The sequence below is a fragment of the Mycetocola sp. CAN_C7 genome (genome assembly GCF_015752285.1).
In the GTDB taxonomy this organism is placed as follows: domain Bacteria; phylum Actinomycetota; class Actinomycetes; order Actinomycetales; family Microbacteriaceae; genus Mycetocola_A.
This window is the reverse complement of the sequence record NZ_JADOUY010000001.1, coordinates 678,376-695,572: the sequence shown is the minus strand read 5'-3', so window position 1 is coordinate 695,572 and position 17,197 is coordinate 678,376. Positions and strand designations below refer to the sequence as shown.

Sequence of the window (17,197 nt, the reverse complement as noted above, 5' to 3'; positions counted from 1 at the left end):
TGATCAGATATACTGATCACTTATCGTTGCTCGACCCCGCCGGAGGACGCCGTGACCCTGCCATCGACCGGGCATCCGCGACTGCGTGCCGCTTCAGGAAAGCGTTCGGAGCGGATGCTCGCCATTCTCGACCTCGTCGCCGAGCGCGGCACCATCAGTTTGAGCGACCTGTCTGAGGCGCTCGGCGTCTCGGCGGCAACGGCACGGCGCGATCTCGCCGATCTCGAGAACCAGCGGTTGCTCCTGCGGACGCACGGCGGAGCATCCGTCATCGAGTCACGCCCCGAGTTGCCTGTGACATTGCGTGATTCGAAGTTCCAGGAGGCGAAGCGGGCGATCGCGGCTCACGTCGCCGGACTCATCCCGAACGGTGGGCGCCATGCGGTCGCCCTGTGTGGCGGGTCGACGACGTCGGCTGTCGCCCACGCCCTCTCGAACCACCGCGAGCTCACGATCGTCACGAACTCGCTGACCATTGCCGGGCTGATCACCACCTATCCGCAGTTGAGCGTCGTGATGACGGGAGGCACCCTCCGCGCCGAATCACTCGAGCTCGTCGGCGTCATCGCCGAGCGCACCTTCAACGCGATGAACGTCGGAACCGCTGTTCTCGGGGCCGACGGCATTTCAGCATCCGGGGGAGTGACCACGCACAACGAAACCGAGGCGCGCACCAACAATGCGATGATCCACCACGCTCAGTACACGATCGTGGTTGCCGACGGTTCGAAGGTCGGCCGGCTCGCTCTGGCCGAGGTGTCGCCGATCACTGCCGTGAATCTTCTGGTGACGGACAGCTCGGCCGACGCCGATGTGATCGCAGAGATCCGGGCCGCCGGGGTCGAGGTGCACGTCCTCGACGTGTGAGCCGCGCCTGTGTGGGACCGACGGATGCCGCGGTGCGGCTTCATATGCCACGAATCGTCGCTCACGGCGGCGCGGAGCGACACAATGTGGCAACTCAGGCAGCCCAGCAGCGCCAGGCGGGGGAGTGGACCTACTCGGCGGCCTCGAACCAGGGCGTGTACGCCGCAACCTTGGTCGCGTACGGCGTCTGAGCGAGCATCCGCTTCACCGTCTCCCGCACCGTGATGTTCGCAACGCCGATGAGTGCGATCTTCTCCACGGGAACGGATCCGGCCACGAGCACCTCGGCCTCGAGCATCGCTTCGGTCTCTTCGTCCGCACGCAGTTTGCGCAGCATCCGCACCGCGCTTGCGGCGTTCGCTGCGAACGGCGTGAGCGACCCGGCAGCATCACCGTCGGCGACGACGACGTTCGACAACGCCCCGCCGTCGTCGATGGATGCGGCACCGATGGTCGTCACCAGCACAACGAAATCGTTGACAGCGAGCGAGGCGACGTCGGGCGACAGTCGGTCATCCGACTTCTTCGAGCGGATGCTCCGCCACAGGCACGCATCCGGTGAGAGAAAGAACGGAACATAGGCCGCAACGGGCGATTCCTGCTGACCGGCGACGAACACGTTCTTCCGTGCCTCGCGATTGGCGGCCGAGGAGATGTCGACAGCCGGAGTGGCGGCATCCGCCTGCGTGACATCGGCGAGGAGGTGACCCGTCTCGAGGATGGCAGGCAGGTTGCTGATGTGGGTGACGTGATAGAGCCGGAGTTCGCCGGCGTTGAACACCGGCAGATCGACCCGCGCAGCGGGCACACGTGCGGTTCCCGGGGTTCGAGCGGCGGCACGCACCCGTGGTGCGCGCTTCGCCGGCTCTGTGGCGACAACGACAGGAGCCGCCTTCGGGAAGCAGGTGTCGCAGAATCCCCGTTCGAATCCGTGCTTACATTCTTCGCTCACAGCAATACCTCTCAGAGTGCGGCTTTTCTCCCCGCTCCCGCCAGCCGGAAGTGCCACCTTCCTACGTTACGTTCATTTGCCGCCCGCTGCTGACCAGAGGCGGCAAATCAGCAGATCGTACGGATAACAGGATGCTCCGCCGCATGCACTCCTGACAACCGCGCGATTTCCCTTTTTGCGTGCGAGTGAGCGCGGCGGCGGCGTGGAACTCCCTGCCTACAGGCTCCTGCCCGACTCCCACAGGTTGTCTGAGGTGCCACTGATGAGCGTCGCAACGCTCATCGCCTGGGCATCAGTGAACGAGGCGATGTAGTCGATCACCGCCCGGCTCTTGCCGAGCCGCACGAGGTCGCTCTCGCCCGTGCCGACGCCGGCAACCTCGAGATACTCCGGCGCGTTATCACGCAGGTGGCGGTACTCCTCCGTCGCCGCCTCGACCGAGTCGAGCAGCCTGCGGGGCGCACGCGGAGCATCCGCCGGGTCGTTCAACCAGGTGTGGAACCCATCGGCCAGCGCCTCGAGCACCCGCGCCTGCCCACGCTGGTACACGGCGAGGTCTGAGCGATCGAGCACGAACCGGGTGTGCACGAACTTGAGGACGACGACGTCGTGCCAGGCCTGACGGCTCAGCCGGACGTGCCCGCTGCGGACATCCGGATCCCGCTCCACCCGGATGCTGGCCTGCAGCCGCTCGATCCAGCGTCGCGTGAACGACGACACGGCCCTGTCGGCCTCGAGACCGCCGTCGTACGGGATGCTGAGCAACCCCTCGACGAGATCGGTGCGCACCCGTTCGACGGAGTTGCGGAAGGCCTCGGCGTCGGCGATCCAGGCATCCTTTTCCTGCACCCTGCGCCAGGCCGCCTCGAGCGAATGCCCCGGGCGCCGCACCGCGACCTCGGCATTGTCGAGCCCGGCGAGCGCCGACTGCGCCGCGAGCCAGCCGTTGAGTTCCGCAGACACCGACGTGTACTGCAGCACACCGGCCCGATAGAAGTCGTCGAGGTCATGCACTGAGTACGCGATGTCGTCGGCGATGTCCATCACCGAGCATTCGAGGGTCTGCTGGTGCCTGCCGATCGCCGGGAACACGGCGAGCACATCCGCCATCTCGAGCGCCTCGATCGAATACGCCGAGAATTTCAGGGCACCGGATGCCGCGTCGGTGCCGACCCCGCGTGGCAACTGCTCCGCCGGCCGAGGCGCGACCGCACGCCACTCGTTGCGCGTCCACGGGTACTTCAACACGGCGGCACGCACGGCTTTGGTGAGGTTGAGTCCGCGCGGGGTGGCATCCGAACTGTCCAGCGCCGTGAGGATGCGGAAGGTCTGGGCGTTGCCCTCGAACCCGTCAGGCAGGCCGAGGCGTTCACGGGCCACCCGGTCGAGGACCTGCTCGCCGAGGTGCCCGAACGGCGGATGTCCGAGGTCGTGGGCAGCGGCAGCGGCCTGCACGACGACGGGGTCGCACCCGCCGAGGTCGTCGACGATGCTGCGCACGGTGTCTGAGGCATCGCGGAAGCCGACCGCGATGGAGCGGGCGACCGCCGAGACCTTGAGTGAGTGGGTGAGGCGGTTGTGCACGATCGTGCCAGAGCCCGCCTGCGGAATCACCTGCGTCACCGCAGACAGCCGCGTGAAGTACGGCGAGAACCGGATGCGCTCCACATCGACGCGGAACTCGTCCTCACCGTCTGTGTGCGGTTCGGGGAGGGCGCGATCGCGACCTCCGTCTGGGTGGGATCTCGGGTAACTCAGCATGGTGTCGCCAGCCTACCGAGACCTCCTTCCGGATGAGACCCCGCGGATGCTGCTCCGGTTTGCCGAAAGCACCCGCTGCGGTCGATGGCATCCGGTGTAGTGGGTGCCATCGACCGCAACCGATGCGCCTCGCGTCGTCTAGACCGTGAGCCGCGGGTAGTCCGTGTAGCCCTCGGCGCCTGCACCGTAGAAGGTCGCAAGGTTCGGCTCGTTCTCGGGGTGCTCGCCCTGCCAGCGTTCGACCAGGTCGGGGTTGGCGATGGCGAGGCGGCCGATCGCGACGGCATCCGCGTGGGCGTTCTCGACGAGTGCGACGGCTTCGTCACGCGTGGTGACGGTGCCGAATCCGCTGTTGATGATGAACGCGCCACCGAAACGACTGCGCAGGTTCTGCACGAGTTCACTGGTGGGCTCGCTGTGCAGGACGCTGAGGTACGACAGTCCGAGCGGCGCGAGCTGGTCGACGAGCGATCCGTACGTGGCGGCGACGTCTGCGGCATCCGTTTCGGCGGTGTCCTGTGCACCGTTGGAGGGAGACAAGCGGATGCCGACGCGGCCGGCACCGATCTCGGCGGCGACCGCTGCGGTCACCTCGAACACGAAGCGTGCGCGGTTCTCGGGCGATCCGCCGTACCGGTCGTCGCGCTGGTTGGACGCGGGGGAGAGGAACTCGTGGAGCAGGTAGCCGTTCGCCCCGTGGATCTCGACGCCGTCGAGCCCGGCGTCGACGGCGTTGCGGGCCGCAGCGACGAACTCATCGCGAACGGTGACGAGCTCGGCGGTGGTCAGGGCGTGTGGAATCGGGTACGGAAGCTTGCCCTCTGGCGTGTTCGCGAATCCGTCGATGGCGATCGCCGACGGGGCGACGATGCGGTCGGTGCCGGTGATCGCGGTGTGCGAGACGCGGCCGCCGTTCATGATCTGCAGAACGATGCGCCCGCCATGAGCGTGGACGGCGTCGGCGACACGGCGCCAGCCCTCGGTCTGCTCGGCGGTGACGATGCCGGGCTGGCCCGGGTATGACCGTGACTCGTGGCTCGGGTACGTTCCTTCGGTGATGATGAGTCCCAGGCTCGAGCGCTGCGCATAGTGCTCGACATTGAGGTCTCCTGGTACGCCGTCTGCGCTCGACCGCATGCGGGTCAGAGGCGCCATGACGACGCGGTTCGGCAGGGTGAGATCTCCGAGGGTGACGGGCGAGAACAAGTCCATGTGGCGGATGCCTTTCGATAGCGGATGCCGCCACGCGGCGACCCCGGTGAGAACGCGGGTGGGTGGTCGCGTATTCCGTCGTTCGTTTCGTGCACGGCTCCTCCACAGGCATCCGATCTCAGAAATCTGTCCGTCCGTTCTGTCGTTGCCCGATGTTGGAACGCCGACCCTCTGGACACCATGACCCCTCCGATGCTTGGGTGTAGTCATTACTCGTACTGCTCGCTCGTATTGCTCGCTCATTCTGAGGAGTTCCGATGGCACTGATCACCCGCGGCTTTCGTGGCCGCTCCAGCCCCGCAGACGGTCGGATCCCGCCCGGCCAGACGCAGGTCCACGACTGGCCGGTGCTCAGCGCCGGGGCGACACCTCGAATCTCGACAGACGAGTTCCGCTTCACCGTGCGCTCGGACGACGACACCGAGTACAGCTGGGACTGGGACGAGTTGCACGCGCTCGGGGTGGAGGAGTTCACCATCGACATCCATTGCGTCACCCACTGGTCGAAGCTCGGTATGCGGTGGAGCGGGGTTCCCCTCGATGCCATCTTCGCGAGCGTCGACACCCGGCAGAACTTCACCATGGCCCAGTCCTACGGCGGATACACGACCAATGTCGCTCTCAGCGATCTGCTCGACGGAAAAGGGTGGATCGCGTTCGAGGCAGACGGCATCCCGCTCAGTCCTGAACATGGCGGGCCCGCCCGCCTGCTCATCCCGCACCTCTACTTCTGGAAATCGGCCAAATGGATTCGCGGCCTCACAATGATGCCGACCGACCGGCCCGGGTTCTGGGAAGAACGCGGCTATCATCTGCACGGCGACCCGTGGTCTGAGGAACGCTATTCATGACATCCGGTGCGACGTGGCACATCGCGACGGTGGCCACCGTACGCCCGCTCACTCCGAATGCCAGCCTCATCACTCTCGGTGTGCCGACCTGGCCGGGAAATGACGGCGGGCAACACATCGATGTAAGGCTCACAGCTGAGGGCGGCTACCAGGCCACCCGGTCGTATTCGCTCGCGTCGGTCGGGAACAGCACCCGGCTCGAGCTCGCCGTCGATCGGGTGCCTGACGGCGAAGTCTCGCCCTACCTGGTCGACGACCTTCGCCCCGATGACCAGCTCGAGATCCAGGGTCCGCTCGGTGGATGGTTCGTCTGGAAACCGAGCTCTGACCTCAGACCGGTTCAGCTGATCGCCGGAGGCTCCGGGGTCGTGCCGTGCATCGGGATGCTCCGGGCACACTCCGCGGCTCAGAGCACAACGCCGATGCGCCTGTTGTATGGACTCAGAACGCCCGAGGATCTTTTCTTCGCCGATGAGTTGAAGACCCTCGGTTCTGCGAATCCTGCGGCGATTTCCCTGGTCTTCTCGCGCCTCACCCCCGAGCACTGGCCGGATCCGCCCGGTCGCCTCTCGCGGGACTCACTCGCCGCACACACCATCGGGCCCGAGCAACGGCCCAGGCTGTTCGTCTGCGGATCCACGGGCTTCGTCGAGACGGTGCTCTCCTGGCTGACCGAACTCGGTCACGGCTCCACCGACATCCGTGCCGAACGATTTGGAGGAATCTGATGGCCCCCGACCACGTCGACGGCAACGCGATCGCCGGACTGCTCGCCGAGGTTCTCGCGGTCGAACCGACGACAACGGTGACGGTCTGCCACTCCTGCGGCGACGAAGCCGTGCTGGCGCAGAGCACGGTCGTCATGAATGTGCCAGACACCACGGTGCGATGCTCCGCCTGCGGCGACGTGCTGTTCGTGATCGTCACGACAGACACTGAGCACACGCTGATCGTCAGCGGCCTCCGACTGCTCCGGATGCCCCGTCCCACTCCCTGAGCGCAAAGCGAGATCGCACTTTCGCACGCAAAACCGGCCACGAGGTCGACCATGGGTGCGCAACTGCCACCTCGCCGGCCAGCGCCGCGATGCTAGGCTGGTTTGTCAGGACATATACACGACGGAGTGGACCCGTCACTCAGGTTGAGGAGCCGATGCATGGCGATTTCTGATGACGGTGCCGGCGCCAGGGCGGCAACCCCGCTCGACGAGGAATTCTTTGCTTCGGTCGTCGCCGCGGCAGATCTCCGCGCAGCAGCGCTCCTCGCCGACAGCTCGGTCGACGCTGACGCCGATGCAGGCACCGCGCATCTTCCGCATCGCACCCTGGCGGGCAGGATCAAACTCCTGGTCGCGTGCGTCGTCACGGATCGCTCCCGGTTTCACCGCTCGACGGATGCTCTTGCTCTCGCCCTGCGCACCACCGACCATCTCACCGCTCAGCAGGGCACCACGGGGCTCTTCGTCGGGGGAGACAACGTCAACTCACCGCCTGACTCCGCGTTCAGCCTCAACGACCTCGCGGACGCTGACGCGCTTCTCGCCCTCGAATCCCCCGTCACCGACCAGGCCAGCCGGCTGCGGATGCGGCTGAAAGAGATCGCAGACCCCGCGAAGCCCGCGCTGCTCGCCGGCGGCATTCACACCCCGAATCATCGCTGGGAGATCAGCGCCGCCCTGGCACGGTTCCACCGGAGCTGGCCTGACCCGGAACTCCGGACGCGCGCGGAGGAATGGCTGGCCGAAGGCATCGACATCGACCCCAGCGGCTTCTACTCCGAGCGCAGCCCCAATTACGCCGCATACGTCTCCAACCCGGCCCTCCTCGTCCTCGGCGACGTGTTCGGCCTCCCCGAACTGCACGATCTCGTTGAACGGAATCTCTCCCTCACGCTCGAACTGATCCGCCCGGACGGCTCGGTCGAGACGGTCCAGTCCCGCCGCCAGGACCAGAACGGCGCATACCCGCTGGCTCCGTACCTGTTGCCGTTCCGTCGATTCGCGATCGAACGGAACCGTCCGGACTTCGCCTGGGCAGCGACCGAGGCGGTGCGCGACGGTATCGCCGATCCTGAGACGGTGCTCGCCGACATCCTGCTGCACCCGATCATCACGGCGGTCCTGCCAGAACCCGCCGCGCCTCTGCCCACGCGGAACTCCTTCGCGTCTCGGGTTTCACTGGCGTCAGACGTCTCTCCTGAGCGCACACTCGTCGTGTTCGGCGGCTCCGACTACCCGGCATTCCGGGCAGTGCGATCGGGGCTGGCGAACAACCCGACCTTCGCCCGTCTGTTCACCGGCGCTGTCGTGCTCGATTCGGTCCGGTTGTCGCGCGACTTCTTCGGTCTCGGCCCTTTCCGGGCTGACACCGTCGAGGTCATCGAAAGCACGACGGCGGTCGACGGCACAGCGGATGCCACGGAGTACCGACTGTCCGAGACGGTCGGCGCCTCCTATTTCCAGCCGATGCGTGCAGACAAGCGCTCGGCTGACGGCGTCTACGCCCTCACCGATGAGGGTCGCTTCGCCGCGTCGATGGCATTCGACGAGCGCGACACGGACACCGTGACGCTCGCCACCGCCGTCTCGATCACCCCGACACCGACAGGCGCCGACCTGCAGTTCACCTTCGATGGCCCCGACGTGGCCTGGGCGATCGAGCTGACGTTCCGGCCGGGGGGCCGGCTCGACGGGGTTCGGTCGCTCGATGACAACGATGGGCACCTCGTCGACGGGACAGGCAGTTACCGCATCGGTGACGCTGCCATCCGGTTCGGCCCCGGCAACGGATCGTCGGTCGACAGCCCGCCCGTCTACCGGCCCGGCCAGGATTACACCTTTCTCGGCGGAACCGACGCCACCGCCGGGCGACACGTCTACATCACCGGACGCTCCCCTGGCAGCTATGTGCTGCACCTCGACGCAGAAAGACTCGACCCAGCAGAGTCCAGCCCAGAGGATTCCAACACCATGAAGGCGGACGCATCGTGACGCAATCGACGGATGCTCCCCGCGTCGCCATCATCGGAATCCACGGCTACGGAGCGTCTCACGTCGTCCATGCCCTCGGGTTGCAGGCAGAGTCCCGACTCCGCCTGGTCGGACTCGTCGATCCTCTCGTCGGCCCCGTTGTTCGCGACGGATTGGTCATCGGGCTCGACCAGTTGCCGCCGATCTTCCCCGATACCACGACGCTCCTCGACGCTGTCGACGTCGACCTCGTCATCGTTGCGACGCCGCTGCACACCCACCGGGCACTCGCGGAACTCGCATTGAGGGCAGGCGCCGATGTGTTGCTCGAGAAGCCGCCGACCACGACGCTCGCCGACCTGACCGCGCTGCTCGAACTGTCGCGATCGTCGGATGCCCGCGTGCAGGTCGGCTTCCAGAGCCTGGGTTCCCGGGCACTCGTTGCACTTCGGCGCTCGATCGACGATGGCGCGCTCGGCGAGATCCATTCCATTGCCGCGTCAGGCTCCTGGGTTCGCGACCGTCGGTACTGGACGCGCTCGACCTGGGCAGGAAAACGCACGCTGAACGGCCGCCCCGTCGTCGACGGGGTGCTCACGAATCCGTTCGCCCACGCCGTCATGACATCGCTCAGCATCGCGGGTTGGGATGCTCCCGATGCCATCGGATCCGCCGATCTCGACCTCTACCGCGCCAACGACATCGAGGCAGACGATACCTCGTCGTTCCGGCTCACCCCGTCGGCGACAGGCGCGGCGACCTTCGACGGCATCCTGTCAGGCGCGTTCACTCTTGCCGGACCCCGCGAGGATCTCCCGTCCATCGTCGTTCGCGGAACCGGCGGCTCCGCCCGACTCGACTACCTCAACGACGGACTCATCCTGGAACGCAACGGGGAGAAGACCAGCCAGACGTACGGGCGGGAGGACCTGCTCGAGAACCTCCTCGCGCACCGCATCGACGGCCGCCCGCTTCTCGCCCCGCTCGAGAAGACCGGCGCGTTCGTCCGGTTCGTCGAGGAGGTCGCGGGCACGCCCGTTCACCCGATCGACCCGTCGCACGTGCGCTGGCAGGGCGACGGGCTCGACGCGCACCCCGTTCTCGACGGGGTCGAGAACCTGGTCGGCAAGGCCGCCATCGACGCCCGGCTGTTCCGCGAGACCGGCGCCGCCTGGGCCGCTGAGGACGCCCGCTGACATGCACCAGAACCACGACAAAGCCTTCTCGCGCATCGACCGGTTCCGCCGCGACCACCTCGCCCCCGCCATCCATCGCGACCGTGTGGACCTCACCGTCGCCCGCTGGGATGCCCCTGGAGAGCCGGTGACGTTCGCCGAGGCATCCGCGCAGGAGTACACCGTCACCAGGACAGGTGCATCATGGGGGCTTCCCTGGGGCACCAGCTGGTTCGAGGTCACTGGCTCTCTCCCCGGCTCCTGGCGCGACCACGAGGCAGACGGCAGCCGGTTCGAAGCGTCGATGGATCTGGGTTTCAATCTCGCGAAGCCCGGCTTCCAGTCTGAGGGTCTGGTCTGGCGGCCGGACGGGCAGATCGTCAAAGGACTCGAGCCGCGCAACCACCACGTGCCTGTCAGCGCGACGGCGGGAGACGAGATCCACTTCTATGTCGAGGCGGCATCCAACCCCGACTTCTCGGGCGGCAACGATTTCAAGGGAGCGGATGCCTTCGCGCCCACCCCGTACGGCGACCTGGCCTCGGCGCCCGATCAGCCGTTGTACCGGCTGGGCGAGTTCACCGTTGCTGTGATCGACCTGGCGGCCGAGCGCTTCCACCTCGAGGTCCAGGTCCTCGCCGAGCTGGCTGCAGAGCTTCCCGCCCTGTCGCCGCGCAGGGCCGACATCCTTCGCGCACTCGAGAACGCGATCGCGCTGCTCGACCCCGACGACATCCGCTCGGGCATCGCGGCGGCGACGGACTGCCTCAGACCGGTCCTCGACAGCCCAGCCGCGACATCCGCTCACCGTCTCGTGGCGACCGGTCACGCCCATATCGATTCCGCCTGGCTGTGGCCGACCCGGGAGACGGTGCGCAAGATCGCCAGGACCTTCTCCAACGTCCTCGACCGCATGGACGAAGACGACAACCTGCTCTTCGTGGCCTCCTCAGCGCAGCAGTATGCCTGGGTGAAGGCGAGCTACCCGGAATTGTTCGAGCGGGTCCGTGCGCGCGTCGCCGAAGGACGTTTTATCCCGGTCGGGGGCATGTGGGTCGAGGCAGACACCAACATGCCAGGCGGTGAGGCACTGATCCGCCAGTTTCTGCTCGGAACCGAGTTCTTCCGTGCCGAGTTCGGAATCGAGACGCAGGGGGCGTGGCTGCCTGACTCGTTCGGTTACTCGGCCGCGCTTCCGCAGATCATCCGTGGCGTCGGCGCGAACTGGTTCTTCACCCAGAAACTCTGCTGGAACGACACCGACGATTTCCCGCACAGCACTTTCTTCTGGGAGGGCAACGACGGCACCAGGATCCTCAGCCACCAGACGCCCGTCAACACCTACAGCTCAGACGTCACCCCACGCGAACTGTTCAAGGCCGAGCGAAACTTCCGCGAGCACGGCGCGGCATCGACATCGCTGCTCCCGTTCGGCTTCGGTGACGGGGGTGGCGGGCCTACCAGGGAAATGCTCGAGCGGATCGAACTGCTGCACGACCTCGACGGGTCACCGACGATCGAGATCAGCACGCCTGACGCTTTCTTCGAGCACGTTCGCGACGAGTACACCGCCCCTCCCGTCTGGGCCGGCGAGCTGTACCTCGAATTCCACCGCGGGGTCTTCACGTCGCAGGCCCGCACCAAGCACGGCAACCGGCGTTCGGAACATCTTCTCCGCGAGGCGGAACTCTGGGCGACGACCGCCTTGGTGCGTGCCGGCGTCCGCTACCCCTATGACGAGCTGGAGTCCGCCTGGCAGACCGTGCTGCTCCAGCAGTTCCACGACATCCTCCCCGGCTCCGCGATCGCGTGGGTCCACCGCGAAGCTGAACGCAAATACGCCGAGGTCGCCCAGACGCTCGACGGCATCATCGCGTCGTCGCTGCGCGCACTCGCAGGCGACGGTGACCTGGCTCTCACCGCGAACACCTCTCCGTTCGCGGTGAACGGTGTCGCCTCGGGCGCCATCGCTCCCGCCGAGCTTTCAGCGGAGACCGTGTCGGTGGAGCAGTCGAACGGCGGCTATGTCCTCGCCAATGCGCATCTTCAAATCAGGACGGATGCCGCCGGCCTCGTCGCCAGCGTGATCGACCGGTCGCAGGGACGGGAACTCGTCCCGACCGGCACGGCCGCGAATCTCCTGCAGCTCCACGTCGACACCCCGTCCGAGTGGGACGCGTGGAACATCGACCCGACCTATCGGGCATCCGTCCGTGACCTCACTGCCCTCGACGGCATGCGGATCGAGCACGGCGAGAGCGGCTCGGTCAGCGTCGTGGTCGAACGCTCCTTCTCGCGGTCGACGGCGACGCAGCGGATCACCCTGCGGCCAGGGGCACATGAAGTCGGGTTTGAGACGACGGTCGACTGGCACGAGCAGAACAAGCTGCTCAAGCTCGCGTTCCCGCTCGACATCCACACCGACCGGTTCGCCTCGGAGACGGCGTTCGGTCATGTGTGGCGCCCTACCCACACCAACACGACCTGGGACGACGCCCGCTTCGAGGTGTGCGCCCACCGCTGGGTCCACGTCGAAGAACCGGGCTTCGGCGTCGGCATCGTCAACGATGCGACCTACGGCCACGACGTCACCCGCGTGGCGACGGATGCCGGCACGCCGGCCACCGTGGTCAGGCAGTCGCTGCTTCGGGCCGCTCTTTTCCCGGATCCTGCCGCAGACGAGGGAGTGCACTCCTTCCGCGGCGCGCTCGTCGTCGGCGGCATCCTCGAATCGAGTGAACACGGTTACCGGCTCAACGGGCTCACCCGCGCGATCTCGGGTTCACAGGCCGTCACGCCGCTGATCCGATCGGTCGGCGAGACCACGGCCCTGGTCGAGTGGATCAAACCGGCCCAGGATCGCTCCGGCGACCTCATCGTCCGGCTGGCCGAGCGTGTCGGCGGGCGAACGACGGCGCGCATTCAGCTGCCCGAGTCTGCTGTGCTCGCCACGCTCGTCGACCTTCTCGAACGCCCACTCACCGCGACGGGTGCCGGGAGCGCAGTCGGCACCGACCTCGGCATCGAACCCGATGGGAGGCAGGTCACCGTCCGGTTCCAGCCGTTCGAGATCGTCACCCTGCGCATCACGCTGTCCTGACGGCCATGATGACCATGGGCAACGCACCGAAAAGGCGGTGTCAGCGAGAGAGTCGCTGACACCGCCTTCGTCGTTTTCGGTCTCGCCTACTCCTTGAGACCCGCGTTGATGTCGGCACCCATGACGTACTTCTGGAACACCATGTACAGAACGACGAGCGGGATGATCGAGATCACGGATGCCGCGAGCAGCACCGACCAGTTGACGTTCTCCGCGCCGACAATCGACTGGATCGCGATCTGCAGGGTGAACTTACTCGGGTCGTTGATCACGATGAGCGGCCAGATGTAATCGTTCCACCGCCACTGGAACGAGAAGATCGCCAGGGTCACGATGATGGGGCGCGACAGCGGCAGCATGATCCGCGTGAAGATCCCGAGCTCGCTCGCGCCGTCGATCCGCGCCGCCTCGAGAAGGGAATCCGGAACCGTCAGGAAGAATTGGCGGAACATGAAGATTCCGGTCGCGGTGATGATCGACGGGATGATCAGCGCACTGAGCTGGTTGTACATGCCGAGGTCACGCACTACGAGGAACGTCGGAGACAGAATCACCTCGGTCGGCAGCATCGTCGTCGCCAGGATGCAGACGAAGAACACCTTGAGCCACGGGTTCGAGTACTTCGCCAGGGCATATCCGGTGCACGCGCTCGCGAAGACCGTGAGAATCGTCGTCACAACGGCGACGATCGACGTGTTGAGGAAGAACTGGTAGAAGTCGTAGCTCTCCCACGCCGTCACGTACCCGGAGAAGTCGAGGCTGCTCGGCAGCAGACTCAACGGGTAGGAGAACAGTTCTCCGGCCGGCTTGACCGAGCTGAGCACGAACCAGATCACCGGGAACCCGAAGGCCGCGGCGAGCACCCACAGCAGGGCGCTTGCGGCGATGGCCTTGGTCTTTTCCTGCGGCCCCCGCAGCATGTCCGAGGGGTTCTGCGGCTTGACGCGTGAAGAAGTGCTCTGCTTTGTTGCCTGGCTCATCACTTCACCGCCCTTCTGTTGTTGAACCACAGTTGAATGAGCGCGATGACGAGGAGGATGACGAGAAGAACCATCGACGCGGCACTCGCGTAGCCGATGTCACCGTTCTGGAATCCGGAACGGTAGATGTACTGCACGAGAAGGTTGTTCTCGGTGCCGGGTCCACCGTTGTTGAGGGCCTGGATCATCGCGAATTCCTTGATCGCTCCGAGTGTGGAGAGCAGGATGACGATGAACGAGGTCGGAGCGATGCTCGGGAGCGTGATGCTCTTGAACCGCTGCCACGAACCAGCGCCGTCGAGCTCGGCGGCCTCGTAGTACTCCTTCGGCACGTTCTTGATCGCGGCGATGAAGAGCAGCATGTTGAAAGCGGTTCCTGCCCATGCGCCCGCGAAGACGACGACGAGCAGCGACAGGTTGGGGTCGGACTGCCAGGGGATCCGTCCCCCGCCCGCGCTCTGCACGAGGAAGTTCACGAGACCGAAGTTCTCGCCGAACAACCAGCGCCAGATCACTCCGACGACGATGGGCGAGAGCAGCCACGGAATGAAGAAGATCACCCGTGCCGCTGTCTTGCCCTTGGTGAACTTGCTGACCAGCAGGCTCGCGATGGCGAGGGCCAGCACGTAGGTCAGCGGAACCGACATCGCAGCGTAGAAGAAGGTCCGGCTGAATGCGGCGAAGAAGTTGGAGTCGGCGAAGAGCTCCGTGTAGTTGGCCAGCCCGATGAAGTCGGGGTCGCCGATGCCGGTGTAGTCCGTGAACGAGTAGATGAGGCCGATCGCCCCAGGCCACACGAAGAACAGAGCGAACAGCACCACGTTCGCCGAGATGAGGATCAGCGGCGCGATGCGGTAGCGGTTGTGGCCGGATCGCCGCCGCCGGGGCGCCACGACTTTCGTCGGGGCGCCCACGGTCTGGCTCAACACGTGTTACTCGCCTCCGACCTGATCGTTGTATCCGGCGAGGATGTTCTCCAGCGTCGTCTCAGCATCCTGCTGGTCGTTGATGAAGGCGCCCATCTGGGTGACGGTCGGGTCTTCAGAGAGCGACTTGTCGTTGAGCGCCCAGCCGATCTGCGCGACGCCGAACGAGCTCGAGATGGGGTCGGCCAGCTCGATCTCCTGGTTGTAGAGCTCGAAGCCGGCGATCGCTGTCTCGGACTCGAACGGGTAGGTCACGTCGAGCCCGGTCTCCACAGGGAGGAATCCGTTGGTCTCGACGAGCACCGTGTAGTTCTCGGGCGTGTACATCCAGTCGAGGAAGTCGTATGCGGCTTCACCGCTGGCATCCGAGTTCTCGAAGGCGACGGCGAGTCCACCGAAGTTGAGGTCGGTTGCGTGCACCGGCTGCGCCGGCGACGGCACCGCTGCCCACTCGAAGTCAGTGATCGTGCTTGCGAAGTCGGCGATCTGCCAGACACCGGAGTAGTACGCGGCGACCTGTCCGCTCTTGAACAGAGCGTTGGGGTCTGCGCCGCTGGTCCAGACCGACTTCGGCATGGTGACGTCGTCGTTCATTTCCTTGAAGTACTCGTAGATTCCGACGGTCTCATCGTTGGTGGAGAAGACTCCCTCGTCGTTGGCCTGGATGGCGTTGCCGCCCATCTGGTACTGCAGTGCGCGCAGGCGAGACGGTGAGGCGTCGAATGTGAGGTTGTACTCAGCGCTCGTGGCTTCACGAACCTGGTCTGTCGCGTCGAGGAACTCGTCCCACGTCCAGGTTTCGTTCGGGTCGGTGGGGAACGACACACCGGCCTCGTCGAAGAGTGACTTGTTGATGAACATGCCGGATGCCGTGACGTCGGTCGGGATGGTGAGGACCTTGCCGTCGTCATCCTTCGCGACAACGCTCTCGTCGATGTTGTAGTCGGGGTTCGAGGCGATCCCGTCGAGGTCGACAAGAGCATCGGTCCAGATGGGGTCGAGAGCGGGAACACTCGCGATGTCCGGCAGCGAGTTTGCCTGGGCGGCGCTCCGCAACTTCGTGGCGTAGCCGTCGTACGGCAGGTTGACGACCTCGACCGCGACGCCGGTCTCTTCCTCGTACATCTCGACGAGCTTGTCGTAACCGGCCTGCTGCTCGGCGCTTGACGAGATCCACAGCGTGAGCTCGTCAGCGCTTCCTGCGTCTGCGCCGGAGCACCCGGCGAGGCTGACGATCGTTGCGGCACCGATGACCAGCGCTGACGCGCGCCGCACTCGACCGTTGTGACCTGGGAGTTTTTTCATCTTTGAGTCCTCCTGAAGCGGAACCGGCAATCATCATGACTGCTGGATAGGGCGCACGGTCCGTCGTGAGGAAGACTGCTCATCCTCGAAACGTCTATACGTCCTAACATTATTACAAGGCCTTCTCTCGAATCGCAAGCGATTTGGGAAAGCGTTCTCCATAGCCTAAAACAACGGATGTGACGGTTGGGCCGGGAGAGGGCCGGAATGTCGTGGGATTACGCCGGAGATACCCCGTACGGGGCTGGATCCATTCTCACAGTTCCGCCCGAACTGTAATATTGTTGTTACATACGGTCCAGCCGATTCAAGGGGGAAATGTGGCTCAAGCGGAACAGGCGCTGCCAGAAGAGCTGTTCCTCGACATCGACAGGTCGGGGCCGATACCGCTCTACTATCAGGTGGCCTCGAGCCTCGAACGCGCAATCACCGACGGAACACTCCCGCCGGGCTCGCGTCTCGAGAACGAGGTCGCGCTCGGTGAGCGCTTGGGCCTGTCACGCCCGACAATTCGTCGGGCCATCCAGGAACTCGTCGACAAGGGTCTTCTCGTCCGTCGCCGCGGGGTGGGAACCCAGGTGGTCCATGGCCGGGTCACTCGCAACGTCGAATTCACGAGCCTGTTCGAAGACCTCGAGCGGAGTGGCCAGTCGCCGCAGACCCAGTTGCTCTCGGCTGAGAAGCGCGTCGCCGACGAAGCCGCCGCTGAGCTCCTCGGCATCGAGGTCGGTAGCCCGACCCTCTTCATCCGTCGCCTGCGACTCGCCGACGGAGTTCCGCTGGCGCTGCTCGAGAACACGCTCCCGGAGCCGTTCGCGAACATCGACACCGACAGCCTCACCCGCCACGGCCTCTACAAGATCCTGCGCAGCAAGGGTGTCAACATGCGTGTCGCCAAGCAGACCATCGGCGCCCGCCAGGCGACTGCGGAGGAGGCCCGTCTGCTCGACATGCCGGAGCGCTCGGCGGTGCTGACGATGAATCGCACGGCATTCGACAACTCTGGCCGGGCCGTCGAATTCGGGCGGCACTGCTACCGCCCCGATCTCTACTCGTTCGAGATCACCCTCGTCGACCGCTGATCCTCCCAGTCGGGTGAG

At 65.6% G+C, this 17,197-nt stretch carries 14 protein-coding genes; 8 read left to right on the top strand and 6 right to left on the bottom strand.

All coding sequences use genetic code 11. The features are described 5' to 3' along the window. Window positions 1–51: 51 nt before the first annotated feature. Entirely contained in the window at window positions 52–867 is an 816-nt protein-coding gene (locus tag IWX78_RS03335; RefSeq protein WP_334684527.1) for a DeoR/GlpR family DNA-binding transcription regulator, read from the top strand. Window positions 868–997: 130 nt separating this feature from the next. Here IWX78_RS03335 and IWX78_RS03330 read toward each other — a convergent pair whose 3' ends face one another. The 3 genes from IWX78_RS03330 to IWX78_RS03320 all read right to left on the bottom strand — a co-directional run bounded on the left by IWX78_RS03330 (window position 998) and on the right by IWX78_RS03320 (window position 4,792). Further along, complete coding sequence (locus IWX78_RS03330) at window positions 998–1,819, bottom strand: DarT ssDNA thymidine ADP-ribosyltransferase family protein (protein WP_196831958.1); 822 nt, start codon at window positions 1,817–1,819, stop codon at window positions 998–1,000. 216 nt (window positions 1,820–2,035) lie between these two features. Beyond that, window positions 2,036–3,580 carry a deoxyguanosinetriphosphate triphosphohydrolase family protein gene (locus IWX78_RS03325; protein ID WP_196831956.1) on the bottom strand — a complete coding sequence of 515 codons (1,545 nt, stop codon included), beginning with the start codon at window positions 3,578–3,580 and terminating at the stop codon, window positions 2,036–2,038. A gap of 138 nt (window positions 3,581–3,718) precedes the next feature. After that, window positions 3,719–4,792 (bottom strand): alkene reductase, encoded by a 1,074-nt coding sequence (locus IWX78_RS03320; RefSeq protein ID WP_196831955.1) that lies wholly within the window; start codon window positions 4,790–4,792, stop codon window positions 3,719–3,721. Between the two features lie 257 nt (window positions 4,793–5,049). Here IWX78_RS03320 and IWX78_RS03315 point away from each other — a divergent pair, with 257 nt between their 5' ends. From IWX78_RS03315 to IWX78_RS03290, 6 genes are all read left to right on the top strand, one after another. Next, window positions 5,050–5,643 carry a molybdopterin-dependent oxidoreductase gene (locus IWX78_RS03315; RefSeq protein WP_196831953.1) on the top strand — a complete coding sequence of 198 codons (594 nt, stop codon included), beginning with the start codon at window positions 5,050–5,052 and terminating at the stop codon, window positions 5,641–5,643. Next, window positions 5,640–6,371 (top strand): FAD-binding oxidoreductase, encoded by a 732-nt coding sequence (locus IWX78_RS03310; RefSeq protein ID WP_196831951.1) that lies wholly within the window; start codon window positions 5,640–5,642, stop codon window positions 6,369–6,371. The genes IWX78_RS03315 and IWX78_RS03310 overlap by 4 nt, the downstream gene beginning before the upstream one ends. Next, complete coding sequence (locus tag IWX78_RS03305) at window positions 6,371–6,640, top strand: DUF6510 family protein (RefSeq protein WP_196831949.1); 270 nt, start codon at window positions 6,371–6,373, stop codon at window positions 6,638–6,640. The genes IWX78_RS03310 and IWX78_RS03305 overlap by 1 nt, the downstream gene beginning before the upstream one ends. 159 nt (window positions 6,641–6,799) lie before the next feature. Next, the gene (locus tag IWX78_RS03300; RefSeq protein ID WP_196831948.1) at window positions 6,800–8,632 is read left to right on the top strand and encodes a hypothetical protein; all 1,833 of its coding nucleotides are present in this window, start codon (window positions 6,800–6,802) and stop codon (window positions 8,630–8,632) included. Continuing rightward, window positions 8,629–9,807 carry a Gfo/Idh/MocA family protein gene (locus IWX78_RS03295; RefSeq protein ID WP_196831946.1) on the top strand — a complete coding sequence of 393 codons (1,179 nt, stop codon included), beginning with the start codon at window positions 8,629–8,631 and terminating at the stop codon, window positions 9,805–9,807. The genes IWX78_RS03300 and IWX78_RS03295 overlap by 4 nt, the downstream gene beginning before the upstream one ends. A gap of 1 nt (window position 9,808) precedes the next feature. Then, entirely contained in the window at window positions 9,809–12,886 is a 3,078-nt protein-coding gene (locus IWX78_RS03290) for an alpha-mannosidase (protein ID WP_196831944.1), read from the top strand. Window positions 12,887–12,972: 86 nt separating this feature from the next. Here the strand turns inward: IWX78_RS03290 and IWX78_RS03285 are convergent, their stop codons facing one another. From IWX78_RS03285 to IWX78_RS03275, 3 genes are read right to left on the bottom strand one after another with little or no spacing between them, the layout of a single operon-like run. Then, entirely contained in the window at window positions 12,973–13,866 is an 894-nt protein-coding gene (locus IWX78_RS03285) for a carbohydrate ABC transporter permease (protein WP_196831942.1), read from the bottom strand. Continuing rightward, window positions 13,866–14,795 (bottom strand): carbohydrate ABC transporter permease, encoded by a 930-nt coding sequence (locus IWX78_RS03280; RefSeq protein ID WP_196831941.1) that lies wholly within the window; start codon window positions 14,793–14,795, stop codon window positions 13,866–13,868. The genes IWX78_RS03285 and IWX78_RS03280 overlap by 1 nt, the downstream gene beginning before the upstream one ends. Before the next feature lie 3 nt (window positions 14,796–14,798). Next, window positions 14,799–16,097, bottom strand: a complete 1,299-nt coding sequence (locus tag IWX78_RS03275; RefSeq protein WP_196831939.1) for an ABC transporter substrate-binding protein — start codon at window positions 16,095–16,097, stop codon at window positions 14,799–14,801. Between the two features lie 320 nt (window positions 16,098–16,417). Between IWX78_RS03275 and IWX78_RS03270 the strand changes: the two genes are divergently transcribed. Further along, window positions 16,418–17,179 carry a GntR family transcriptional regulator gene (locus IWX78_RS03270; RefSeq protein ID WP_196831937.1) on the top strand — a complete coding sequence of 254 codons (762 nt, stop codon included), beginning with the start codon at window positions 16,418–16,420 and terminating at the stop codon, window positions 17,177–17,179. Window positions 17,180–17,197: the final 18 nt, after the last annotated feature.